The sequence below is a fragment of the Faecalimonas nexilis genome (assembly GCF_059731825.1).
Genome location: NZ_AP029189.1, coordinates 2782663 through 2808321, shown reverse-complemented (window position 1 = coordinate 2808321; position 25659 = coordinate 2782663). Strand labels below are relative to the sequence as shown.

Sequence of the window (25659 nt, the reverse complement as noted above, 5' to 3'; positions counted from 1 at the left end):
GGCAACGAAGCAGAAAAATGCAGGTATCCGACCAGATTGGATACTTATGGCTGTGGCTGTATGCATAATTGTTCCTACTGCTATGCACGCAGCCTTTTGGATTTCCGCGGACTTTGGAACGCAGAAAATCCAAGAGTGGCAGATATCCAGAAAATCCGGAGAAAATTGGAAAAGGTGCCACCGGGAACCATTTTAAGACTTGGAGGCATGACAGATTGCTTTCAGCCGATGGAAAGTCAGGAACAGATTACCTATCAAACCATAGAACAGTTAAATGAATATGGTATTGGGTATCTGATTGTGACAAAATCCCATCTGGCAGGAGAGGAACGATACCGGAAACTTTATGATCCGAAGCTGGCACATATCCAGATCACCATTACCTGTTTTGATGATAAAAAGGCTCTTGCCTATGAAAAGGCAAGTAGTCCGTCAAAGCGGTTAAGGGCATTGTTAAAATTACAGGAAGAGGGCTTTGATGTCACATTACGATTAAGCCCTCTGATTGAGGAGTATTTGGATTTTGATTACTTAAATAGGCTGCCGGTAGACAAAGTTTTGGTAGAATTTCTTCGGGTGAATGGATGGATTAAAAAGTGGTTTCCGGACTTGGATTACCAGAAATATGTTCTGCGTCAGAGTGGGTACTGGCATTTACCATTGGAAGAAAAAATCAGGATATTGGAAAAAATTCATCTTCCGTTGACGGTCTGTGAAGATGTCACAGAACATTATGAATATTGGAAACAGCATATCAATCCAAACCCACTGGATTGCTGTAATTTAAGAAAATAAGGGGCATAAGTGCAGGCGGTAGCATATCAGTTTTGGTATGCTGCCGCTTTTTTACGTTGGAGGTAAGCAGATGAAAAAAGAATACTTTTTACTTGGGATATTAAGCGTGATCTTGCTGGCAGCAGGAGTCTGGATTTATCAGATTATTAGTGAATATCAAAAAGCAGAACGGGAATATGAACAGTTACAAGAATATGTAAAAGTAGAGAAGAATACAAGGGATCCGGAAAATACGAAACCAAATGTTGCAGAAGATGATAAGGAAGGAGAAAAGCAGGAAGAAACTGTAACGGTCGATTTTGCAGCTTTACAGGAAATCAATCCAGATGTTGTAGCATGGATCAGAATTCCAGGGGTACTGGAATATCCAGTGGTAAGAGGGGGAGACAATTCCTATTATTTGAACCATACGGTGCAAAAAACTTACAATATTGCGGGCAGTATTTTTTTAGATTACCGGAATGAACGGGACTTTTCAGATAGTAAGAATATTATCTATGGCCATAATATGAAAGATGGAAGTATGTTTCATGTATTGAGAAATTATCAGGATATTGATTTTTTCCAGAAGCACACGGATATGGAGGTTTATTTACCGGATGGAAGAACTTTGAACTATCAGATTACAACTTGTGAACAGGTGTCGGCAGATAGTGAGATTTATCAGATAGAAAGAGGATATGTTGAGGATAATAAGGGAAATGAAATCATATTGTCTACCTGTAGTGCAAAAGCAAATGTCAGAATTATTATAAAAGCATATTTGAAAGAAAAAACATCATGAAGATACCAGAAACAAGATATTAAAAAAGCAGATTGGAAAAGGAGGATACTAGGTGTATTTAATTGAAATTGATACAAGAAAATTTGATTTTCAAGGAATATCACATGAAGAATATCTGGAGTTTTTTGGATATCGAGGCATTAAAAAAATAAGTAGTTGTATTTACGCAGTAACAAAAACAGGACTGACTTTACCAACAATTAGAATTATTTCGGATAATTATAAAGATTAAAACGATGAATCAAAATAGACAGGATGTGAGCAGAACCATTTTATCACTAAGTTTTTTTGATGATGTGCAGTTTTCTAGAAAAGTAAATGAATTCCTTCCTTTATTGTGAAAAAAATATCCATTCTGTCAAAAAAATATTGTGAGAAATGGAAGATTATGGTAAAATGGGCTAAATAAAAAATGCATTAAAAGCATTTGAAATGTAATTCCAAAGATAAGGAGGGGAATGATTTGTAATGAAATATAAAAAAGTCGTTGCAGTTCTGCTTGCTGTTGGATGTATCGGGCTTGTAGGAACTTTGGGATATTTCCTTGGACAAACAAATCAAAAAGGACCTGATGTAAAACAAGTAGTTGCCCCAGTTGCTGAAAGAGAAAACACGAAACAGGAGTCAAGAAAAATTGCGGTAGTCAATCTGGATGAGGGGACAACATCAGCAGAGGAAAAAATAAATTATGCAGATAAGATTGTTCAATTTCCCAGCTCTTCGTTTGAATATTCATCATTAGAGGAAGCAAGAACAGGATTAACAAACGGAAAATATGGTGCTTACATAATCATACCAGCCGGATTTTCACAAAATGTGGTCAGTCTTAATACAACACCACAAGCTGCTCAACTTGAATATGCTTTAAATAAAAATTTTTCAGGAGAGTCCCAGTATCATTTGTTATATGATGTGATGAGCTTTGGGAATTCTTTGAATGATAGTTTGAGTTATATGTATTTGAACAATATTCTTTCTGAGTTTCATAAGGCTCAAGATGGTGCGACTACGGTTATGAATAATGATTTAAAAGATAAAGATGCTATTGAGAGCATACAGTCGCATGATTTGGTACAATTAGTTGAAATTCCAGAGTTAAAAAGAGAAGAAAATACAACAGAGCCATTAAATGTAGAAGATTATGTAGAAAAAAATACTGCTTTAGCAACAGATCTTGACTCACAGTACAAAAAGTGTGTAGAAGAGGCACAATTACAACTGCAAGATATGCAGACGGAAGGAGGAAGCCTTTCAGAACAGCTTACGTCCTTAGCTGAATATACGGAACAGTTAGATGTGTTTAAAGATGAAGATGGAAATTCCGTAGTTGATTCTGCAAATAACAAACTGGACGAAGTTTTGAACAAAAAACCAGGAAATACAGTTGATACTATGCTTGAAGATTTGAAACGGCAGCCGGATATTATAGCAGGTGAATTAGGAAAATCGATAGAGACTTATAATCAGGGATTACCAAATCAGCTGACTGACCGCTTAGCTGAGTTTGCAAAGAAAATTGAAGCAGCAAATCCGGGATTGATTTTAGAGGAAAAAAGTGAAGGGGTTTTTGAATTACATTACGCTACTTCGGATTCACCAAAATTATCTATAACCCTTGCAGATGTTCCCGACTCCGAAGAAAATCAAAAGGCAGATACGACAAAACAGTTATGGAGTGCTATTACCAGTAAACTTGCAGCGGCAGCAAATGAGCAGGAAACTATTGAAATTATAGAGAAAGATCCTGATTTGGGTATAGAAATTCCGAAAGTATATACAACTGCAAAATCGGTGCAGACAGCACTTGCGGAATGTGAGCAAGATCCGAATATGATAGCTATGTGTAATAGTCTTGGGTATTCTTCTATAAGTGCTTTTGTGAGTGACGCAGGAAATGGAAGTTTGGCGCTTGACAAAACTCATGAAATTGTGTTTGATGGTGATTTGAATGCTTTTCAGCAGTACATTAATTCCGTGATTGAAAATGTACCGCGAGAGGTGACTGCATTGCAGGAATATAAAGATTATCGATATGATGAAGCAGGGAATATGATTATTGATCCAGGGACAAATCAACCTACTACAATTCAAGAGAGACTGGAGCATTATGGAAAGCAGGTGAAAGCCTTTGAAACAGAACTTGGGAATGAGCAGACAACAAATGGGCAGGAAATAAAAAATGTATTCCAGGATTTTTATGTAGATCCAATGCAGAAGAACCAAGAAAACTTCAATGGTATCCTGCAACAAAAATATGAGGCTGAATCAGTCTATATCCACGAGTTTAATGAAAAGCTGAAGTCATTTGCACCATCTGTACAAGATGAATATATTGCAGAAAATGTAAATGGAATAAAACAGAATAACGGACTGCTTCAGAAGAGTTTGATAGAAAATAATATGTCTTATGTGGATTATGCAAATAAAGTCTATACTACAACAGAAGAAAATATCAATACTCTTCAGAAAGGTATTCAGGATGCAAAAGACGCCTCAAATCAAGCGGTGGAAGACGGCTTGAGTGCAGCAAAAAATACCAAGACAACCACCAGTAAAGAAAATCAAAATATATTAGCTGACTTTTCAGCAAAGCTTCCATATACAAGATTGGGAAGTATGGAATATACACAGGCTTATCAATTTATCGCTAAGCCAGTAGCTTTAAATGATGTTTCAAAAGAAAAGGAAAAGATAGTGGGCGGAGAAGAAGTAAAAGAATCTTCGGCAAAAGCAGTTTCTGCGAATACAGAAAAGGAAAGTAATATAACATCGTATTTCATTTATATTGTTTTTGCAGTACTTTTAACAGCACTTATTATATTCTTGATTTTGAGATACTTTAGAAATAAAAAACCAGAGCAATAAGCTGTTTGGCAGCATTGCATATAAAAAAGGAGAAGCATTCAAAGGAGGTACATTATGGCAGATGTAAACAACATTAAATTAAGCCCGGAACAGATGGAGGCAAAGGCAGCAGAATTTAATACCAGATGTGAGGAGTTCAACCAAGTGGTTTCTACGATGAGAAACATGGTAACATCCTTATGTGATGAATGGGCCGGTCACAGCAGCCAGGCATTTTATGACCAGTTCCAATCTTTAGAACCAAGTTTTACAGCTACATCAGATCTTATCACATCAATTGCACAGCAGTTACGTGATGTATCCGCAGCAATGCAGAGCATCGACCAGGAAATCGCAGGGAAAATTGGAGCGATGTAGTAGCAGAGAGCCGTCGGGATTTTCCCGACGGCTTTTTGAAAATATGAGGAACGTATGTATGGGAAAAATGGATGACACAGGAAAAGCACTTGAAAAAAATATTAATAGCAACATTGAGTTCGATACCTCTGTATTACAGGAAAAGAATGAAACCTATTCTTCCTTAACGGATACTTATGGAATAGATTTGTTTACAGATCAATATGAAGAGAAAATTGAAAAGGTGCATTTAAAAGAATATGATGCCTATCAGAAAATAGAAAAAAAGTTGTTTGAAACAGATTTAGAAAGTGGAAAAGATGAATACGAAAGAATACAGGATCAACTGTTTTTATATACAGGTTCAGAAGTAAAGAAAGAAGAAATTGAGAAAGAAGATAATGCGTTGGGCGTAAATATTGCCATAACAGGTATTATGCTCATACTTTTCTTTTTTATTTTCTTCCTGATTTTTGACAAAAGAAGGAAAAGGAGACGTGAAGATGCAATTAACAATTACACTTACGAGTACTAAATATCAAATCAACAAAGATATTATGGTCAATTCTGAACAAAAGATTTGTGAAACCTTACAGATTTTAAAGGAAGCAGGTCAAATAAATATAGCTGTTGGTGATGAAGATAAATTAAGATCTATGCGTACAGGAATGTTTGTGTCGAAAGAATTTACTTATGAAGAAGCTGGGATATTCTATGGTGATATATTGCAAATATTATAAAATAAGAAATGGAAAGGGGTAATGAGATATGAATAACATACAAAGCAATACGCAGGTTGCTTCAAGCAGTTCAGATACAATTTCAGCAAATGCAAATAGTTTACAGGAGAAAGAAATATCAAAAGATACAGAGTCAAATATTACTGCCAAAGGAAATTCTATTACGGCATATGAAACAAGCCAGACTCAAAAATCAGCTTATAGATATGCGTTAGAGCAAGATGCACAACATATAAAAACTTTAGGTAAGACATTTGAGCAAGTGGATCAGAGTATTGCTAATATATTAACTGCTGGTTTATTAGGTGATTAATATGGAAGATAATGAAAAAAGACAGTTACAGGATAAAATTGACGACTATAAAAAAGCGATAAGAACATTAGAAGAAAGTAAAGATGAAATCAATTATCAGGATAAAATAATAGAAAATATTTTTTCAGATATGTTTCTTCAATTTAAGCATGATACAGAATTTTGCAAGAGTATCTCTAAGCTTCAACAATCGGTATGGGAGGCAAAGACATTTAAAGATTCAAAATTTTCAGAAATAGAAAGTGATTTGAAAAGTAATCTGAAAAAACTAGAGAAAGAGCAGGAAAACGAGGAGTGGTAAAAGTATGGGATTAAAACTTTATCCAGGTTCTATAAAAGGACAGGCAGATAGTATTATTCAAAATCTGGAATTTGATAACAAAGATTTATTATCTGCATTGCAAACAATTTCACAATTTGTACAGAATACAGAACTTAAAGGAGCAGCCTGGGATAGCATGAAATACCAGTTAGGAAATCACGAAGCTGTTATTCAAGGCCTTATTTGTGCGAATGAGTCTGTAATTCAAGAACATGAAAATCTGAAAAGTACAGTTGGAGATGAAAATCTTGATGAGGAAGAATTAATAGCAAAAAGAGACGCTCTTATATCCACGAATACATTTTTAGAAAAAAATATTAGTTTAATGCAAAGCAATATGCAAAACGATGTAATGAAGATAAAGTATGGTTTTTGGTATCAAGAAATGATTTTTCAATATCAAATTTCTATTAATCAAAATCAAACGCTTATTGAAGAGTTGAATGAAAAAATACAGAAATTATATGATATAGAAAATACTACGACCTCATTGTTTTCAGAAAGCATTACTTTATATGATACTGTGAATGAAGGAATTGTGGCTATACAGAAGAGTTGGAATGAAACTGGTTTTTCTGTTTCATTAGACACTCCAGATTGGAAAAAAACTGTTCAATTACGATGGAATGATAGAACAGAAAAACTAGAAAAGGAAATGGAAGAATATGTTAAAAAATTAAAAAAGAAAGTTCCAAATATAACTGTAAAAGAATGGTCAGAATTATATGAATTGTATCAAAAAAATCCAAACGCTGAAATACCAGTTGATTTATTAAAAGAAATGCTGAAAAATATTGGGCAAATACCAAATGAAATTAAGGATAATATGCAAATGGATATAATATCAAAAGTTTTTGAATCAGGGGGGAAATCTGTAGTAAAATTGGGGGAAATATTTTTGTCTACAGGAATTCAGGGACCTGCAACAGAAAATAGTTTTGTTATATTAAGTAATTCATTTGCTCAACAAAGTGGAAAGTTAATTAATACAGGAACAAAATTACAATCGTTTGGAAAAGTTGGAATGCCTATTATAGGTACAGCTATAGATTTTGGCGGTCAACTTATTTCAGGAGAAGAAGTTGGCGATGCGGCGGTAAAAACAGCAGGACACTTCGGTGTTGGTTTGATTGCTGGGAAATTGGGTGCTATGGCAGGAACAGCTGCTGCAGCAACATTGGCAGTAGGGCCTGTTGGTGTTGCTGCTATTGGAATTGCAGCAGGTGCAGTAATCGCAGTATTTGGTAGTAGAGCTTTTGACCATGCGTATGAGAATAATTGGCTTGGGATAAAAGATATAGGGAAAGAAATAAATGAAGTGGTTGATGATGTAAAGAAAGGATTATCAAATGTAGGAAAAGCAGTATCTGGATTTTTTGATGGATTAGGTAATGCTTTTGCGTGATGGAGGATTTAAGAATGATGCTTTTATATTTTAATTCAGAAAAAGGGATGAATTATTATTATTCAAATGAAACGCAACAGATTTATGCTATGAAAAATAAAGGAAGTGGTGGGCTGCAAGTGGGATTGGTTGCGGGTACATCTATGATTATTTATTTTGTTTTAAATAAAATTGATGTCCAAATAAAAACGAATGTTAATATTTTATATTGGACAACATTGATACTGGGAATTATTGCTGGACAGATTTTGTTTTATATAGGTAAAAAAAGATTGGACAGATTAATAAAAGAAACGGCAGTTGAATATACTTGCTCGAAACTTGAAATTAAACAGTTCGTCAAAGAAGGAAAAAAACAGCTTGGAAGTAATACATGTTTAGTTATAGTATTGTTAATAATTTGTTTTGCTTATAGACCTTTGATGCTGCTTATCAGTCCGTATAGTGCAGTTATAACAGTTTGTCATTTTATTATATGGGCGCTAACAATTTTGCTGTTAGAAAGTTATCTATATACGAAGCCTATTGCTCGATATAGATATTATAAAAATATTTAATATACTTATTGAAAAGGAGAAGAATTATGAATGTATTGCCGATTGGAAGTGTTATAAGATTAAAAGATGGGGAGCAGAAAATTATGATTATATCAAGAGCTCCTTTATACAATAATGAAGGAACAATAGGTTATTTTGATTATGCAGGGTGCTTATATCCACAAGGACAAAATAGCCAGATGACCTACTTTTTTAACCATGAAGATATAGAAGAAATCTATTTTACGGGGTATGTAGATGAAATGGAAAAAGAATTTTTGAAACAATATGAGTTACAAAAAGATAAAATAAAGTATCCAAAATTAAAAATTAAAGCAGATTAGTATTATTTTACTTGAAGGTGAGGAAGGTTATGGAAGATACAGTAATAAAAGAAGTTATTAAGAAATCAGAACTTGCAGCAAAAGATGCATTTGAATATCAATGGATCACCTATCCGGAATATGGCTTTTTACAGTCACATATAGAGGAAAAGACAGAAGAATTAGAAATTACGTATGATTTAGAAAACCGAAGATCGTTCACGGAGATTCGAAAAGAAGACCTTCCTGATATCCTTTTAGTTTTAGACGATATTGGAAATCTTAAAAAATACATAGAAAAATATTCTTTTTCTTTGCAGCCCCAAAATCTGTTTTATGATCTTCATGGAAGTGTGAAAGCGAAAAGCAGAGATGTTCTGTCTGCAAGTACAGACCAGGAGGAGCAGTTCTTAAATGCCTATAAAGCAGTTATCGGATATGCTTTACAGAATAAATATACATTTGAAGATTATTTGCAGGGAGGTATGCAGCTTTTAGGGAAAGAAGGAGTGTTAGGACAGGTACAGTCAAGAACGTCAGTAGAGGACATACGAAAGATACTTTGTGAAGAATATGAACGAATTAAGAAAGACCGAAGAGAGAAGAAAGTTCTGATACAAAAAAATAAAGTGACAACATTAAAAGTGACAGCAGCAGTTCTAGGCGTTGTATTATTGGGAACAGTTGGATACATAGGCTATGACGGTATAATAAAAGAACCTTATCAAAGAGCCGTTATAGAGCTTAGTGATGCATATGTTCAGTCAGATTATGTTGCATGTATAGACTGTATGAGAAATGTCAAGGTGCAGAACATGACAGCCCCACAGAAATTTATGCTTGCGAATGCATATGTCCGTAGCGAAAATCTTACACAAGAGCAAAAAGATAATATTTTAGCTAAAATGACATTGAATGATACGGAGTCGAAATTAGATTACTGGATTTATCTGGGAAGAAGCGATACAGAACAGGCTGCTGATATTGCACTACGACTTTCGGATGATCAATTACTTTTATATGCATATATGAAAGAAAAAGCAATAACAGAAGAAAATACAGAATTAACAGGTGCAGAAAAATCCGATAAGCTGAATGAAATTACAAAGAAAATGGAACCCCTGATGGAAAAATATGAAACGGAAGATTCAAACAATTATGAAGGTACAGCTACAGGGGATACTGAGGGGGATGGAGAATGAAAATGGAAACAGGAAGAATAAGATTATTTCGTCCCGATTACTTTACGATAGGTTCAAGGAAAGCAGATATCGTTTTTCCACAGTGTAAGGTCGATATTATTGTAAAAGGGAAAGAAATTTCCATTCATAAAGAAACGGAAGATGTTTTGCTTATAAATGATAAGGTGATACAGCAAGACAAGATATTTCTGGAAAATGGAGATGTTTTAACAATTGGAGATATTTCTGTCATTTTAGTGGAAAATGCAATTCTTATAGAAGGGAATATTGCTGAAATACATACACAGCTTCCTGTTATAAAAGATTCCAGAGTTCCCTTTGAAGGTTTTCCGAAGTACAAGCGTTCTCCAAGAATTATCAAAAGGGTGCAGGAAGAAAAAATCCAATTAGAGAAGCCAAAAGAATTGATGGATCGTAAAAAAGGCGGACTTGTTCAGCTAATATTGCCACCTGTGATTATGATTTGTATTACCATTGCAATTAGTGTGATTATGAAACGCGGATTATTTGTAGTGATGGCGGTTGCCGGTACGGGGATGTCTTTAGTTGTTTCCATTATGCGTTTTTTCAGTGATAAGAAAGAATTAAAAGAAAACAAAATTCTGAGAGAAAAAACCTATAAGCAGTATTTATTGCGGAAACGAAAAGAAATCTATCATGCCTATTGTAAAGAAAAAGAAGCTTATGAATATAATTATCCGTCTGTATCTGAAATCAGGAATATGATTGAAGAATACAGTCCTAGAATTTATGAGCGAAATTATAATGATGAAGATTTTCTGAAAGTATCATTAGGAATGGAAAAAACACATCCACAGCTTCAAATTCAGCTGAAACTTGATGAATTAAAAACGAAACCAGATATATTGGAAGATGAGGCAAAAGCGATCCAAAGAGAATTTTCTGTCATTGAAAAACCGGTAGTTATCGATTTGAAAAAGGCTCATCTTGGCCTGGTAGGAGAAAAAAGTGTAATACATGAGCAAATAAAAGCACTCATTTGCCAGCTTACGTTCTTTCACAGTTATCATGATTTGGAAATTATTGCAATTTATGATGAAGTTTATCAGGAAGACTTTCAGTGGATGCGCTGGTATCCACATTTTAAGATACATACGGTAAACAGCATTGCGATGATCAATTCAGAAAACAAAAGAGATCAGATTTTAGGAAGTCTATATCAGATCTTGAAAGACAGAAAACAAAAAGAAGAGGAAAGCAAAAAAGAGAGTACTTTTCTACCACACTTTCTCTTTCTGATTGATGAACCAAAATGGATTATGGATCATTCCATCATGGAATATTTGGAAAAGGAAGGGTATAATTTAGGATTTTCTATCATTTATACCTCTCATTTAAGGGCAAATCTGCCAGAAAATATAGGAACTATTGCAATGCTGAAAAACTCAGAAGATGGACTTCTGCTGATTGATGAACGGGAAGAAAAGCAGGAAAAGTTCAGGCTTCATAATATGCAGGAAATTCCTTTAGAGTGGCTTGGAAGAAATCTGGGTGTGCTAGAACACATGCAGGGGATTAGTGCACAGATACCGAACAGTATTACTTTCTTCCAAATGTATCAGGTGGAACGACCATCACAACTTCGGATTGAAGAAAGATGGAGAAAAAATAATTCTTCAAAATCATTGGCAGTACCGCTTGGTGCAAGAGCAGCCGGAGATTATGTGTATTTGAATCTTCATGAGAAAGCTCATGGACCGCATGGTCTGGTTGCAGGTACAACAGGTTCCGGAAAATCAGAAATCTTACAATCGTATATTCTTTCACTTGCTGTAAATTTCAATCCTTATGAGGTTGCCTTCCTTTTGATTGACTATAAGGGAGGCGGTATGTCTAAGATGTTTACAGCCCTTCCACATTTATTGGGGACGATTACGAACTTGGATGGTTCCCAGAGTATGCGTGCGTTGGCATCTATCAAAAGTGAACTAGCAAGAAGACAAAGTATCTTTAATCAATATGATGTGAACCATATCAATAACTATAATAAGTTATTTAAAAATGGAGAGGCAGAAGAACCTCTTCCACATTTATTCCTGATCAGTGATGAATTCGCTGAATTAAAAAAGGAACAGCCGGAATTCATGTCAGAGCTGGTATCTGCTGCCCGTATTGGACGAAGCCTTGGTGTACACTTGATTTTGGCAACTCAGAAACCTACAGGTGTAGTAGATGATCAGATTTGGTCAAACTCAAAATTTAAGTTGGCACTTAAAGTACAGAACGAAGCAGACAGTAAAGAAATTTTAAAAACGGCAGATGCAGCAAACATTACGCTGCCTGGACGTGCCTATCTGCAAGTGGGTAATAATGAAATCTATGAATTGTTCCAATCTGCGTGGAGTGGAGCTGCTTATAATGAAGAAGAACAGAAAGAAAAAGTCGATGACCGGGTTTATGTACTCAATGAAATCGGACAAGGGGAATTGGTAAATCAAGATTTAAGTGATACGAAAGAAAACAACAAAGTAGTAAAAACGCAGTTGGACGCAGTAGTACGCTATATTCACGAGTATTATGAAACACAAGATGTAAAAGAGGTGAAAAAACCTTGGCTTCCACCACTACCGGAACAACTTGTAAGCCCACAGGAACTGATTCGTGCAACCCCAAAAGAATTGAACATGAAAATTGCTATGGGACTCATTGATATTCCGGAAAAACAGGAACAGATTCCATATGATGTTGATTTTATCAAAGATGGGAATTTGCTGTATATTGCTTCAGCAGGATATGGGAAAACCGTCTTTTTGACAACTGCGGTTTTGTCCTTGGCTATGCAGAATAGCGTGCAGGATTTGAATTTTTATATTTTGGATTTCGGAAACAGTGGTCTGATGCCATTAAACAAACTTTCTCATGTGGCAGATTATATTGTATTTGATGACTCGGAAAGATTCCAGAAGTTAATGGGGATTTTGCAGAAAGAAATCAGAGAGAGAAAGAAAAAACTGGCAGATGAAGTAGTACAGAATTTTGAAGTTTACAATCAGGTTTCTGCAGAGAAAATGAAAGCAATTGTTCTTGTGATTGACAATTTTGATGTAGTAAAAGAACTTGGATATGAGGCTGAAGAATTTTTCCAAAAGATTTCCCGTGATGGTTATGGACTTGGGATTTTTGTAATTGCAACTGCTACCAGAAGCAATAGTATGAAATATTCTACCTACAATAATTTTAAAAACAAAGTGGCGGGATATCTGTTTGATGAGTCAGATGTAAATCTGATTGTTGGAAGAAGCACTTATAAACAATCAGAAACAAAAGGACGAGCTCTTTTGAAATATGACAATATGATAAGTGTAATGCAGCTTTACAGCATGGTCAAGTTTAAAACAGAATTGGAATATAAGGATAAAATTAAAGAATTGATACAGAATATTGATGCTCTGTATCCAGGTGAACAAGCTCCAAGAATTCCGGTTCTTCCAGAAAACTTGTTTTTGGCAGATATGAAAGAATATCCTCATACAGAGCAGGATATTTATGTTGGGCTCGAAAAAGAAGCTGTGTGTGCCTGCGGATTCCAGCTTGGAAATACACCATTTACGATTCTTGGTGAAGCAGCAAGAGGTAAGACAAACGTATTGAAGGTCGTTCTTGATCAGATGCTGGGAAAAGGAAAAATCTATCTGGTAGATTCCAAAGCTATGGAACTTTATTCCTATAAAACATCAGAAGAAGTTGTTTATATAGAAAATCAGGCAATGGTGCCGCTGCTCATAGATGCACTCAAGGCAGAGATCACAGAAAGAAATCAAAAAGTCAAGGAATCATTAGAAATGGATCCGACGTTAAATCCAAAGGAAATCTGCCGGGAATTGCAGCCGTTTAGCTTGATTGTAGACGATTGGGATAATTTTGTGGAATTGACCAAAACACAGGCGATAACTTTGGCTCCTATTCTGAATGAGGCAGCAGGTGTTGGTATCAGTATCATTTTGACTGCACATTCCGGAAAGATGAAAGGATTTGACGAAGTGACGAAATTTGCGAAAAACACAACAGAAGGTTTACTTCTTGGAAATCAGGGAACAACAGCAATATTCCCGATTAATTCAGCCAAGGAACTTCCACAGTTTAAAGATGGTTTATTGTTCCATAATGGAGCTTATGTTAAAGTGCGGGTTCCAAAATATTAGGGAGAATTTTATGGATAAGGATAAAAATGGGGCAGAAATTGCTGAATGTAAGCAAAGAATATCAAAATGTAATGCACAAATAGCAGATAACAGAATCACTATCGAAAGTTTAGAAGAAAAAATTGAAAGACTTAAAAGTGCAAGGGATGCAGTAAGTGCAAAAAAGGAAGAAATAGGTACGACAATCAGTAACATGGCGGGAACTATTGAATCTATGAATTATTTTACATGGTGTGGAAGCAATAGAGAGTCTTTTGATGGGGAAGTAATAAAAGTATTGGAAGATTGTGATGCTTTCAAACAGGATGTAGATAGCTTACAAGATGCATTGAATGATGAAATTACACAATTGGAGAACAAACGATATGAGCATGAAGGCATCATTGGACAATTGAAGATGGTACTTAATGATTTGGATAATTGGCTTACAAAACTACTAAATTAGCAAAAGCCGTGTAACTATTCATTAGAAAAGTGCCACAGATAGGAGGGAATCGGTTTGAAAAGAGGAGGATATAAATCAGCACTATTAGTGAGTCTTTTCTTAATCATGATGTTGGGAGGATGTGGAATGGATACGAAAAAAGAAGTTATAACAAAAGCGATAGAGAGTCATTTACAGGAAAAATACGGAGAAGAATTTGAAGTACTGTCTTGGAATCAACCTAAACTGTTACCATCAGATAATGGAGCAATTTATGCAACATGTATTGCAAAAAGTGATCCAAAACATCCATTTGAAGGAAGCTATTTTTATACAGAAGATTTTGGACTAGAAGTAGGCCCTCTTGGAGATGGGTATGTGGAACGTCTGTTAGCAAAGCAGATGGAGAAAAAAACAGAAAAAGTGATTTCACAAGTGGCGAAAAGATACTATATCCAAGGACGTATCTGGTCACAAGAAGATGAGTGGGAAAAATGGCAAAATATGCCTGTAGAAGAAGTCTCCAATTGGGAAAACTACGTTAATCTACGTAATTATGCAGGTAATCCGGATGAAAGAACCTTGGGGGCTATACGTATTTATATAGATGCTACGACAATGATGGATAAGACCGATGAAGAGGAGTATAAAATGTACGAGGAATTGTTTCGAGAGAAGCTGGGTGGGGAAGCACTACTTTATATTTATTACCTAGACAAAAAGAACTTTCGGCAGGCAGAAAAAGTATTGGAGACAAGTGCACCTAGAAATGGAGGAAGTCGTTTAGACAAAGCTATTGAAGAGCAGCCTTATTTTGGAACGATTATGCGGAGTGGTTCAAAGGTATTTGATGATTCTTTAGAGGTGTTCAAAGCAGCAAAACAGGGAAAAGAGCAGGAAAAATATAAATAAAAGGAAGGCGTTGTATATGGGTTCGACAACAGATAAAGATGCACTTGTGGCTTCACAGATAGCATATATGAATATTGAAAATGATGATATAAAGGACGCGGTAGATAGATACGGTTCAGCAACGTTGGAAAATATTTTTAGAGTGTCACCTAGTATAAAAAAACAATATATTAATCGAGTATATGGAAATAAAGATCCAAAAACGACAAAGTTAAGTGAATACGAACAGATGCGTTTAGAGGAAGCAAAGGCATTTATAGGGGAGATAAAAAATTCAGAGTATGCACAGTGGGAGATTGTGGAAGTAAAAGATGATAATGCAAATTCGGGATTTTATGGATGCATGATTGATTGTGGAGAAGGCCAGTCGATATTCGGTTTCCGAGGAAGTGAAAGTGACACTACGCATCAGCTACGTCAAGACTGGATCAATGCAGATATCGCTTTATTCAATAATATTTTAACGGAGCAGCAGAAAGCAGCACAGAACTTTGTGAAAGATATGAATAAAAAATATGGGGATAATTATACAACATTTGATTTTTCGGGGCATTCTCTAGGTGGAAATCTGTCACAGCATGCTGGAATTACAGTGCCTGCAAACATGCAGAACAAAGTGGGAACGATTTACAATTTGGACGGACCAGGATACTCCGATGAATATCTTTTGTCACATGCTTTAGAAATTGATAATATGGCTTCCCATGTGAAACACTATCAATGGTCTTTTATCGGAAATTTACTTAATCAAATGCCAGATGAAATGTTCCAATCTATACGAACAGACGATAGGGTTTATGAAATATATGATTTGGAAAAATTGACAGATGGCGCTCTGTTTCAAAAACATGATACCGGTTTTGTCTGGCGCTGGATGATGGAACACGATACAGAATTTTTCCAAAATGGTAAGATGGATGACTTTGCAAAAACGGTTGGTGTAGTCATAAGAAAAATAGAAAATGAAGCCCCTGGAGTAGTACGGAATTTGGCTGTAGATGGAATCTTCTTAATAAATCTTTTTCTTTTGGCAAAAGAATCCGAAAATACAAAGGAATTTGGAAAGAAAGTATGCAAGTACTTTATAGATACATTTCAAAATGGCGTCCATATAGGAATGGAAATTTGGGATTCCATTGAAAGAGGAATTTCTAAATGGGCGGCAGCAGGTGTGGATTTTATTGCACTATTTAAAAATCCATATTTTAGACAAGTAAATGATTTCAAAAAGAAAGCGGGGAGGATTACAAGTACTTATGGGCATTTGGATATGGAAAGTAAACTTATATCTCTTAACAATATGACAGAAACATATCAGAACCTGGATCATTTGATGAAAATGTATAAAACATTTCTTATAGCAAGTGCAGACTCTTATAGAGAAGCGGGAAAACTTATGCTTCTTAAAGAAAAAGATATATTATAAGAGAGGGGGAAGAATGTGGGATATTATCTTAGAATGGAAGAAATTTTAAGCTTACAGCTTAAATCGCAGGAACAAATTGAGCGTTGGAAAGAAGAGCTACAAGAGGTTGGAAAAACTCTGGAAGTTTTAGGAGATACAAACGAATTGCAAGGTGAAGCTGGTACAAAATTAAAAGATAACATAAAAAATATTCATATGCCAATAAAAACAGAGATAGAAGCTCTTCTAGATCTATTCCAAGAAAATTATTCTAAATACGTACTAGGATTTATGGAACTTGAGGAGTCAAATACAGCAATTATTAAACAAGATGTGTTAGAAAGACAGCAGAAACAATTAAACTTATATAAAGAAAGTTATACTGACATTTATGAGAATATCGTAGATGAACTTAGTAAAGTAGATGATTTATTCAGTTATTCCATCGAGTTTCAAGTTCCAGAGAAAATTGATACACTTATGGTTACATTGACAGACATTAACGAAAAAATTGGAGAATATGATGTGTCACATGCGAATGATATGAGTTTACTTGATGAAGGAATAACTTTAATGCGAATGAAATTTTCTAAATAATTAAGAAACGTTCTGTTTTATTTTAAATATGAGAGGTATGAATGCAATGAAAGAAGAAAAGTTTTTACCATTAGGTTCTGTAATTATTGTAAAAGGAAGTGTAAAAAGCTTGTTTTGATTGGAAGAGGTGTTGTAGCAATTTTCAAGGGAGAGCAAAAATATTTTGATTATGTTGCTTGTACTTATCCAGAAGGCTTGATTGGAGAAAACGTGTTATATCTAAACCACGAGGATATTGAAGAAGTAATTCAAAAAGGGTTTCAAGATGAAGATGATTTCAGAATGCAAAAAAGTTTAAAAGAACATTTGGATGGATTATTAAAAATAGAAAATGAGTCATAAAACTTTTGCTTTCTGGACAGGGAGGTGTGATTCATGGCAAATAAAAATCAAGCTGCTATTTCATCTGCAAAATATGAAATTAATCAAGCAAACTATAGGATTTCAGAGTGTCAAAATGAAATTCAGGGATTAGAAAAGAAAATTGAGCGTTTGGAAGGTGCAAAACAGAAACTGCAGACTTATAAACTCAATATAGAGTCGGAGAAATTTGACATTACGCAAAAACTTTCATGTAGCAGTTGGAAAGGATCTAATAAAGAAGAGTATGAAGGAATTGCTGAGGAACAGCTTAAACCTTGTTATCAAACATATTATGATGAAACTGATCAAGCCGTAGATGCGACTATGGATGAAATCACAAGATTGGAAAATCAGATTTATGATCAAGAAGGAGTGATTGGCTGGCTAAAAAGTCAGATTAACTCTTTGGGAAATTATATTGAAACATTGCTTAATTAGGTAAGGGGGACTGTCAATGATTGAATTAAATAAATTAACTTATAATTCGAATGTGTCAGCGTTATCTGTAGCCAGCCAAGGTATTAAAAAAAGTAAAGAACAACCGGAAATTACAGGAAATATGAAATCTTTAGCAGCATTTTTAGAAACCTATCAGACTTTATCAGAACTGTTTGGAAGTTATAAAACTTTATTGCAGGAAGATGTGGGAAAACTACAAGATGTCAGTACCTGTATGACTTATGCAGAACAATCCTTAATAAAACGATAGACATTTAGCGGTTGGAACATATAGAATTTGAAAAGAAGCACCCAAGGAGGAGGTGTGTTATGGGATACCATGTGAAAATTGAAGAGTTGTTGGAAGTACAAAATCAGATGATTAGCCAGTTGAGTGAATGGGGAACACAATTAGAGACGGTTTATCAGGCATTAGAAACGATTGTAGTAACACCATGCATCCAAGGGGAAACCGGGAAAAGCATACAGAATTATATACAAGAAGTACATATTCCTGTGATTGGATCACTACAGCAACTCTTAACTGAGTTTCAGGTACGTCTTTCGGTATATGCAGAGGGATATTATGGAATTGATTCTTCTTATGAGGCTGAGATTCCACAAGAAATATTGGAGGAACAACAGCAAGTATTGGAGAATGGACGGGAGGACTTTGAAAATTTACGGGAAGAAATTAATAGCGTCATTTCCAGTGTTAGTGATATTGTTTCAGTTGTCCAGCCTTCAGGTTTGGCATTAGTACTTTCTTATCAGTTGATGGAAAGTCGTGTTAAAACTTTAAACAGTGACATTGGTGATTATGAGGAAACGCATCAAAATGACACACAGAATATGGACTCCATGATGGAGTCTATAAGGTCTATTCTGATAGCAAGAACAGGAAGCTCTGCTGTATCAGTAACTAATTATCAGGCTGGTTCTATTGCAATGCTGCCGGCATATCAAAGGCTGCAGATGGGCTATGAAGAAAGTGGAAATTTTGTAGCTCAGAACATGGCTCAGTACGAAGAGGCAATGAAAAAGTTTGAAGATAAAATGAACGATAAACTTGCTGATGATAGGAAAGCAGAAGGATTGAAACAGCTTCTTGCAGGCATCGTATCCGCAACAGTGGGAACAGCATTGATTTTCGCAACAGCGGGTGCGGCTGCCCCTATTGTGCTTGGAGGGGCTATTGTAGGAGGAACATCTACCTTATATGGATTATCGAACGCAACAGAAGGAATGAATAATATATCCCTTGGCTTTTCCGGGGACGGATTTACAATGGCAGAAAACCCTATCCGTGATACACTGTTTGCAGGAAATCCGGATTTATATTATACTATAGGAAATGCCAGTACTATGATTTCGGCAATGGCATTACCGATGAGTGGTATTTTAAAAGGGGCAACAGGTGCTGCAAAATTTAAAACTATCGCCGTAGATGGTGGAAGGATATTGATTGGCAATGTGGCAGAAGATAAAGCTTATGATGCAATCTATCAAAGTACAGACAGCCGTATATTGGCAATGCTGGGAAGTAATGTGGTAGAAGGAGTCCTGTCAGGAAACCTAGCAAATAGTTCAGTATCGGAAATTGGAGATGTGGCGAGAAAGGTGGATATTGAAGAACTGGGAGATAGTATCACAATAAATTCTAATCAAGGTAGATTAGATGTATTGAAGAGTAATGTTCAAACTAGTCAGAAAATTTTTACAGAGATACCATTTGATAAAACTGGAAAATTAAAGTCTAGTATTAAATATCAGACAGGTGAATTCAACTATAACTATGAAACAGATGAATTGGGTAGGATATCTAATTGGAATACTGAAAACTTACAATTAACACAACGTGAAAAGAGATTAAACCATGTAGCAAAAACTCCTGGGAAATTAAAAGGAGATCATGCGGGACACTTGGCTGGAGATCGCTTTGGCGGTTCTCCCAAGTTAGATAATATGGTTTCTCAGTCTCAACATGTCAATTTAAGCGATTATCGAAAAATTGAAAATATATGGGCACAGGCAATAAAACAGGGAAAGGAAGTTGCTGTTAACGTTGAAGTTAGATATGATAAAAATGGTTTACGCCCAACGGAATTTATTGTAGAATATATAATTGATGGAGATGCTACTATTCAGAATATTTTTAATTAGATTGGAGGATATCATGGAAAAAATATTTGAGGATTATTTTTCAGAACTTCAAGCAGATATGGTTTCTATTTGCTTAGAATACGTAGAAGATAGAGCCGAAAAAGTATATATATATTGTTCTTTTGAAAATAATATACTGTCAAGTGGCTTTTTTTATAAGGTAAATGGGCAAGTAGTGAAAAAGAATAGACTAAATGATGTGATAAATGGCAACGAAGAAGAGTATGATGTGTCAGTAGATAGACAGAGAGCTACAATAGCTATTATTAATGACGATATTAAATCATTAATAACATTATGTCAGAAATATAAAAAAAAGATGCCAACACAAATTAAACTTACTTATGATGTGTTAAAGAATAGATTAAATGCAGATTATTGTTATGAAACAGTGTTTAGCAATGATAAAGATAAGACAGCATATGATATTTTAGAAGAATGGTATAATTCTGAAAAAAACATATAAACAATATAGACTTTTATTCCTTAAAAAATCCCACTAATTTTCTGCGTATTTTTTCATAAGTTGGTAAATACCGATATATTCCCTATTTTAGGGGCTTTATCGGTATTTTCTTTTTAGAGAAGATATCTTGCATAAAGCTGGATTTACCAGCATGAAAATACAACAAAAAGTAGTAAATAAATAGTAGGCGCCTAATTGGTTCTTTACATGTTTAGGTAAATTTAACGTGAAAGAGTTCTCTAAATAATACTTATTGGAAGAACAACAGCAAGTATTGAAGAATGGAAGGGAGGACTTTGAGAACTTATGGGAAGAAATCAACAATGTCATTTTCAGCGTTAGTGGCATTGGTTCAGTTGTAAGCGCAAAATAATTCGACGGATTGTGTTGCCCTAAAAATGAATCCATAATAATCATTAGAAAATGCAAGCATTTCACTTCATCTTCTCTTGCTAGAAATGATAGATGCGAGCATTTTACTCTATCCGATTTATGGAGGTGTGCTTATGAGAAGCAAAAGAATACCTGCCGAAGAACAATACCGTCTCATCATGGAATGCCGTCAAAGTGGATTGACAGATCATCAATGGTGTGTGGAACACGACATTAAACCGGGAACTTTTTACAACTGGGTAAAAAGGCTGCGTCAGAAAGGTTGTGTGGATTTGCCAGCGTCAACCGCACGCAGCTATCGTGCACCGGAAAGCCAGGAAGTTGTCAGAGTGGATTTTCATGATACTGACCCGCTCCCATATGAACAGCCATTAAATGTGATTCCGGTAGCTACGGAAAGAAATAACCTTTCCGTAGCAGAGCCAATGAAGCTGTCTGTAGGAAGTTTTCATCTAACAATACCAAATGGAACAGATCCTCAGCTTCTGGCTCAAACGCTTCGCATTGTGAAGGAGTTGGAATGTTAGGGGATATCACAGCCGCCGATGAAATCTATATCGTAACAGGCTTATAAACATGAAATTTTTATCCTCATCTTTTTACCAAAAGCTTTATTTTAGGCATTCTTATAACAAAAGATGAGGATAAAAAAGTTATCTCAGCCCACAGATGCGAGCAAGTTCATCCTCATTTTCTTCCCATTCCGGAGTCTCGTCTGGAATTGTAGAATTAGCAGTATTCATTGCTTCTCCAAGCATTTCAATGGATGGAGTCGCATAAATCCTGGTTGTTTCAGTAGATGAATGTCCAAGAATTACAGATATCATCTCCAGTTCAACCCCGTTTCGGTATAAACCAGTTGCCCTGGTACGCCGGAACATATGGCAATGCAGATGTTTCGGGAGATTTGGGTGTTCTGGTCTGATCGCATCCGCATACTTATTGATGATTCTTGAGACATTTCCAGGGGACATCGGAGCAATACTTCCTTTGATTTTCGTATAGAATAAGGGCTGATCAGGAAGCATTTCCGGATGAAACTGTCTTAAATACTTTTTTAAATGAGATACTGTTGCATCTGTAATGGATACGGAACGTTCCTTATCGCCTTTCTTCTGGAAGGAGGGGCTGTATGATGTCAGGACACTATAGTTTCACCAGCTGTTTTGCACCATTTATCGAAAGCATGATCACAGAAAAAAGAAACGCAGGCTTCCAGTATGAGCATGCAGAATGGATTCTTCACAAATTTGATGAATTCTGTAATCAGGAACAGGTTGAAACTCCTGTGATAACTCAGGAACTGGCGGGAAAATGGGGGACTCTGCGTAAAACAGAAACAAAAGTTACTCTTGCAGGAAGGATCTCCGTTCTCCGACAGTTAAGTCTGTACATGCAGGCATATGGAATTAAGTGCTATGTCCCGAGAAACTTCACCCGTAAAAGCAACCGTAGCGCATATGTTTTAAGCATTGAAGAAATACAGTCCTTGTTTCTGGAGATTGACAGTTACCAGCCAACCATAAATGCCGAGGTCTTTCATAGGCTGGCTCTGGAATACAGGATCCTGTTTCGCATGCTTTTCTGCTGTGGACTCAGGGTATCAGAAGCCAGAAAACTGCGACTGGACACGGTCGACCTGGAAAATGGTGTACTAAAAATCTATCAGTCAAAAGGCAGCAATGACCGTCTTGTCTATCTGCCGGACGATCTGCGACAGTTATGCTGTGAGTATCTAAAGATCATGACAGTTAAATATAAAATAAAATCGGAATGGTTCTTTCCTGCATCCGATCCAGCAAAAGTACTGCAGGTTGCTTCCGTCGGGAAACGTTTCCACCGGGCATGGGAGCAAACACCTTATGCCAGAGAAGGGGCTCTCCAGCCAACAGTGCAATACGACGGTAGAGATGGCCACGGCAAATGGAGTAAATGTCTATCACTATTTAACCTATCTTCTGGAAAAGCTGCCAGATGATAGTATGAGTGACAATGAATTAGATCAACTTGCTCCATGGAATGAAAAGGTAAAAGCTGAGATAGAGCGTCGAGCAGAAAACTCAAATCAATAATAAATCATATGTGAATTGTCAAGGTATTCCGTTTACTGAAAAGTAGCCGGATATTTTTCTATCAACGGCTGAAATTTAAGCGCTTACAGATTTTAAGTAAGAGTAATGTACTGTACAAGAAAGCCGGTGAAACGCCTTGAATTGATATTGAGAATATTACGGGGTGGCGGAATAATCAGATATTGGATCCATAGGCTTTGTAAATGCTATAATAAAAGATTCTATTCTATGTATTTAATATGTTCTATATAGAATGGAAAAAATGAAAAGGATGTACAGATGAAATATAATAGTGTATTGACAGAAAAAATAAGTTCTTGTTATTCTAAATATTATTGAAACTACACACAAATTACAAAATAAGATGATAAAATGAAATTATTTAGGAGATGACAGTATGCAGAAAATTTTGATTGTGGAAGATGATTTAGATATACAAGAAATGATACAATTTTTTTTGGAAGACCAAAACTATCAAGTATGTGTTGCTGATGATGGTGTAGAGGGGGTGGCGATTTTCAATAAAGAACATCCGGATATGGTACTTTTGGATATTATGTTGCCTAAGATGGACGGATATGCCGTTTGTGAAATCATCAGGCAAAGTTCAAATGTGCCAATTATTATGATTAGTGCATTAAGCAGTGAAACAGATCAGATTAAAGGATTTGAATTACAAATAGATGATTATATTCCAAAGCCAATTTCGTTACCGCTGATGATTAAAAAAATAGAAGCTGTATTTAGAAGATATAATAAAAAAGAGGAAACAGAAAATAATCAGATGTGGTATCGTGAAATCTGTCTTATTATTGGTAATTATCGGGTAATTATAAATGGAGAAAGTATTGATCTGACACAAAAGGAGTATGAAATATTAAAGGAGCTAATGGAGCATCCTGGAGCTGTGATCTCAAGAGAGAGCTTCCTGAATCGATTGTGGAAATATGAATTTTATGGTGATGAACGTGCTGTAGATAATCATATTAAAAATTTAAGAAAGAAATTAGGCAGTCTGGGAAATTATATTGAAACAGTAAGAGGAGTGGGATATCGCCTTGAGAAAGTACATTAAAGAACACTTAACTGTCAAGGTATTTTTAGTAACTATAATGCTATTATTGACATTGAGTGCGGCAATCTACGGAATGGTCACATTTGGCATGTCGAACTTTTATTTAACAGAATTAAATAAAAGTCTTGAGAAAGAATTAGACACTACGATTTCACAAATAAAGGATATGACTAATGATGAAACTCAGAAGATATTGGAACGGTTTGCGATAGAGTATGGAGTCTCTATCATTGTGAAAAATCAAGAAGGAGAGGAGATAGGAAATTATGGAGAGATATCTTATTTTTTAGATCCAGATGCAGATAGTTCAAAAGCACAAAATAGCAAGGGCATTACAAAAAATTATATCGTGAAATCTAATGAAGGCACGATTTATAAACTTCAGATATTTGGAACGAAAGAGTCTGTAAATATAGGGTTAAAAGTGTTAAACCGAATTTTGCCAGTTCTCGGAGTAATTACTTTTGCTGTATCTATTTTAATTGCTATTTTTTTCGCTCAATATATCACTCGACCAATTTTAAAGGTGAATGAAGCATCTAAAAGAATGGTGAAATTAGATTTTCGTAGACCGTATCCCGAAACACGAAGCGATGAGATTGGTATTTTGGGAGAAAATTTGAATCGATTGGCGGAACATTTGGAAGAGACATTACAAGAGTTAAAAGAAAAAAATAAAATATTGCAAGATGAAATCCAAAGAGAGCAGGAAATGGAACAGAAGCAATTGTCATTTTTTGCAGCAGTTTCGCATGAATTGAAAACCCCAGTTACTATATTAAAAGGGCAAATTCAAGGGATGATTTCAGGAATTGGTGGATATAAAGATAGGGATAAATATCTGAAAAGATCATACGAAGTAGTCTTTTCAATGGAAGGACTGATTCAGGAGATACTTGATGTTTCGCGTATAAAGTCAGCTGGATTCTTAGTCAATTTTTCTAATGTATCCTTGGATAACATTGTAAGAAATTGTATACAAGAATGGGAAGATGTTGCGACAGATAGAGGGGTGACTTTCCACATAGAAATAGAAGAGCACACAGATATTCATGCGGACAGAGTTCTTTTTCAGAAAGTAATTGGCAATTTAATTAGCAATGCGGTAAAGTATACGCCGGATAATGGAAATATTTGGTGTAAGGTGTATAAAAAAGGAGGAGATGTAATATTTTCCGTTGAGAATAATGCTGAGCATATTTCGGAACAGGAAATTCCAAAATTATTTGATGCATTTTATAGACGAGAAAAATCTAGAAATAGAAAGGCTGGAGGAAGTGGTTTAGGTCTCTATATTGTAAAAATGATTGTAGAGTTACATCACTATGAGTGTGAATTAAAAAATACTGATCAAGGTATAGAAGTGAAAATAATATGTAAAGACTAGAAAAACATCCGTTTGTTGTGATTACAGGCGGATGTTCTTTTTTTGAATAAATGTAGGAGATGCTATCTACACAAAAAACATACAATAAAAACAAAGAAATCATAAAAAAACAATTTAAACTATGTATTACAAAGAACAACAGAAAAAGGTATGAAGTGGATAGACATATGATAGAAAATG

29 protein-coding genes are annotated in these 25659 nt (G+C 35.3%); 28 read left to right on the top strand and 1 reads right to left on the bottom strand.

The window, feature by feature from the left end; genetic code table 11:
* Positions 1–60: 60 nt before the first annotated feature.
* From AC6I5B_RS14055 to tnpA, 24 genes are all read left to right on the top strand, one after another.
* Positions 61–795: an SPL family radical SAM protein gene (locus tag AC6I5B_RS14055; protein ID WP_111920865.1), complete on the top strand. Its 735-nt coding sequence runs from the start codon at positions 61–63 to the stop codon at positions 793–795.
* 70 nt (positions 796–865) lie between these two features.
* Positions 866–1579: a class B sortase gene (locus AC6I5B_RS14050; RefSeq protein WP_049946823.1), complete on the top strand. Its 714-nt coding sequence runs from the start codon at positions 866–868 to the stop codon at positions 1577–1579.
* 52 nt (positions 1580–1631) lie between these two features.
* Entirely contained in the window at positions 1632–1811 is a 180-nt protein-coding gene (locus AC6I5B_RS14045) for a hypothetical protein (protein ID WP_021739102.1), read from the top strand.
* A 236-nt stretch (positions 1812–2047) separates the two neighbouring features.
* Positions 2048–4444, top strand: a complete 2397-nt coding sequence (locus AC6I5B_RS14040; protein WP_118208065.1) for a hypothetical protein — start codon at positions 2048–2050, stop codon at positions 4442–4444.
* A gap of 54 nt (positions 4445–4498) precedes the next feature.
* Complete coding sequence (locus AC6I5B_RS14035; RefSeq protein ID WP_004612715.1) at positions 4499–4801, top strand: WXG100 family type VII secretion target; 303 nt, start codon at positions 4499–4501, stop codon at positions 4799–4801.
* A 58-nt stretch (positions 4802–4859) separates the two neighbouring features.
* On the top strand, positions 4860–5315 hold the full coding sequence (locus AC6I5B_RS14030) for a type VII secretion EssA family protein (protein ID WP_004612714.1): 456 nt from the start codon (positions 4860–4862) through the stop codon (positions 5313–5315).
* Positions 5284–5520 (top strand): hypothetical protein, encoded by a 237-nt coding sequence (locus AC6I5B_RS14025; RefSeq protein WP_021739105.1) that lies wholly within the window; start codon positions 5284–5286, stop codon positions 5518–5520. The genes AC6I5B_RS14030 and AC6I5B_RS14025 overlap by 32 nt, the downstream gene beginning before the upstream one ends.
* 28 nt (positions 5521–5548) lie before the next feature.
* On the top strand, positions 5549–5833 hold the full coding sequence (locus AC6I5B_RS14020) for a TIGR04197 family type VII secretion effector (RefSeq protein WP_118208066.1): 285 nt from the start codon (positions 5549–5551) through the stop codon (positions 5831–5833).
* Position 5834: 1 nt separating this feature from the next.
* The gene (locus AC6I5B_RS14015) at positions 5835–6134 is read left to right on the top strand and encodes a hypothetical protein (protein WP_044963412.1); all 300 of its coding nucleotides are present in this window, start codon (positions 5835–5837) and stop codon (positions 6132–6134) included.
* Between the two features lie 4 nt (positions 6135–6138).
* Positions 6139–7560, top strand: coding sequence for a hypothetical protein (locus AC6I5B_RS14010; RefSeq protein WP_118208067.1), 1422 nt, complete (start codon positions 6139–6141; stop codon positions 7558–7560).
* A 14-nt stretch (positions 7561–7574) separates the two neighbouring features.
* Entirely contained in the window at positions 7575–8117 is a 543-nt protein-coding gene (locus tag AC6I5B_RS14005) for a hypothetical protein (protein WP_118208068.1), read from the top strand.
* 26 nt (positions 8118–8143) lie between these two features.
* Positions 8144–8440, top strand: coding sequence for a DUF4176 domain-containing protein (locus AC6I5B_RS14000; protein WP_207663165.1), 297 nt, complete (start codon positions 8144–8146; stop codon positions 8438–8440).
* A 29-nt stretch (positions 8441–8469) separates the two neighbouring features.
* Entirely contained in the window at positions 8470–9621 is a 1152-nt protein-coding gene (locus tag AC6I5B_RS13995; protein WP_118208069.1) for a type VII secretion protein EssB/YukC, read from the top strand.
* The gene (essC, locus tag AC6I5B_RS13990; RefSeq protein WP_497773414.1) at positions 9618–13784 is read left to right on the top strand and encodes a type VII secretion protein EssC; all 4167 of its coding nucleotides are present in this window, start codon (positions 9618–9620) and stop codon (positions 13782–13784) included. Before AC6I5B_RS13995 ends, essC begins: the two co-directional genes overlap by 4 nt.
* Positions 13785–13794: 10 nt before the next feature.
* Complete coding sequence (locus AC6I5B_RS13985; protein WP_202183238.1) at positions 13795–14229, top strand: DUF5082 domain-containing protein; 435 nt, start codon at positions 13795–13797, stop codon at positions 14227–14229.
* 54 nt (positions 14230–14283) lie between these two features.
* Positions 14284–15120: a DUF5037 domain-containing protein gene (locus tag AC6I5B_RS13980; RefSeq protein ID WP_226972154.1), complete on the top strand. Its 837-nt coding sequence runs from the start codon at positions 14284–14286 to the stop codon at positions 15118–15120.
* Between the two features lie 16 nt (positions 15121–15136).
* Entirely contained in the window at positions 15137–16546 is a 1410-nt protein-coding gene (locus AC6I5B_RS13975; protein WP_118208072.1) for an Mbeg1-like protein, read from the top strand.
* Between the two features lie 15 nt (positions 16547–16561).
* The gene (locus AC6I5B_RS13970; protein ID WP_022250348.1) at positions 16562–17122 is read left to right on the top strand and encodes a T7SS effector LXG polymorphic toxin; all 561 of its coding nucleotides are present in this window, start codon (positions 16562–16564) and stop codon (positions 17120–17122) included.
* A 114-nt stretch (positions 17123–17236) separates the two neighbouring features.
* Complete coding sequence (locus tag AC6I5B_RS13965) at positions 17237–17464, top strand: DUF4176 domain-containing protein (protein ID WP_497773413.1); 228 nt, start codon at positions 17237–17239, stop codon at positions 17462–17464.
* Between the two features lie 33 nt (positions 17465–17497).
* The gene (locus tag AC6I5B_RS13960; RefSeq protein WP_497773412.1) at positions 17498–17923 is read left to right on the top strand and encodes a DUF5082 domain-containing protein; all 426 of its coding nucleotides are present in this window, start codon (positions 17498–17500) and stop codon (positions 17921–17923) included.
* Positions 17924–17939: 16 nt separating this feature from the next.
* On the top strand, positions 17940–18194 hold the full coding sequence (locus tag AC6I5B_RS13955; RefSeq protein ID WP_004612655.1) for a hypothetical protein: 255 nt from the start codon (positions 17940–17942) through the stop codon (positions 18192–18194).
* A 59-nt stretch (positions 18195–18253) separates the two neighbouring features.
* Positions 18254–20086 carry a DNA/RNA non-specific endonuclease gene (locus AC6I5B_RS13950; protein ID WP_497773411.1) on the top strand — a complete coding sequence of 611 codons (1833 nt, stop codon included), beginning with the start codon at positions 18254–18256 and terminating at the stop codon, positions 20084–20086.
* 13 nt (positions 20087–20099) lie between these two features.
* Positions 20100–20552 (top strand): hypothetical protein, encoded by a 453-nt coding sequence (locus AC6I5B_RS13945; protein ID WP_044963416.1) that lies wholly within the window; start codon positions 20100–20102, stop codon positions 20550–20552.
* 506 nt (positions 20553–21058) lie between these two features.
* Positions 21059–21472, top strand: coding sequence for an IS66 family insertion sequence element accessory protein TnpA (gene tnpA, locus AC6I5B_RS13940; protein ID WP_173867549.1), 414 nt, complete (start codon positions 21059–21061; stop codon positions 21470–21472).
* A gap of 126 nt (positions 21473–21598) precedes the next feature.
* Here tnpA and AC6I5B_RS13935 read toward each other — a convergent pair whose 3' ends face one another.
* Positions 21599–22087 carry a tyrosine-type recombinase/integrase gene (locus AC6I5B_RS13935; protein ID WP_226972159.1) on the bottom strand — a complete coding sequence of 163 codons (489 nt, stop codon included), beginning with the start codon at positions 22085–22087 and terminating at the stop codon, positions 21599–21601.
* Between AC6I5B_RS13935 and AC6I5B_RS13930 the strand changes: the two genes are divergently transcribed.
* From AC6I5B_RS13930 to AC6I5B_RS13915, 4 genes are all read left to right on the top strand, one after another.
* Positions 22078–22923, top strand: a complete 846-nt coding sequence (locus AC6I5B_RS13930) for a tyrosine-type recombinase/integrase (RefSeq protein WP_049946824.1) — start codon at positions 22078–22080, stop codon at positions 22921–22923. The genes AC6I5B_RS13935 and AC6I5B_RS13930 overlap by 10 nt on opposite strands.
* Positions 22856–23017 (top strand): transposase domain-containing protein, encoded by a 162-nt coding sequence (locus AC6I5B_RS13925; protein WP_226972153.1) that lies wholly within the window; start codon positions 22856–22858, stop codon positions 23015–23017. The genes AC6I5B_RS13930 and AC6I5B_RS13925 overlap by 68 nt, the downstream gene beginning before the upstream one ends.
* Before the next feature lie 397 nt (positions 23018–23414).
* Entirely contained in the window at positions 23415–24092 is a 678-nt protein-coding gene (locus AC6I5B_RS13920; protein ID WP_021739122.1) for a response regulator transcription factor, read from the top strand.
* Positions 24076–25479, top strand: coding sequence for a sensor histidine kinase (locus AC6I5B_RS13915; RefSeq protein ID WP_497773410.1), 1404 nt, complete (start codon positions 24076–24078; stop codon positions 25477–25479). Before AC6I5B_RS13920 ends, AC6I5B_RS13915 begins: the two co-directional genes overlap by 17 nt.
* Positions 25480–25659: the final 180 nt, after the last annotated feature.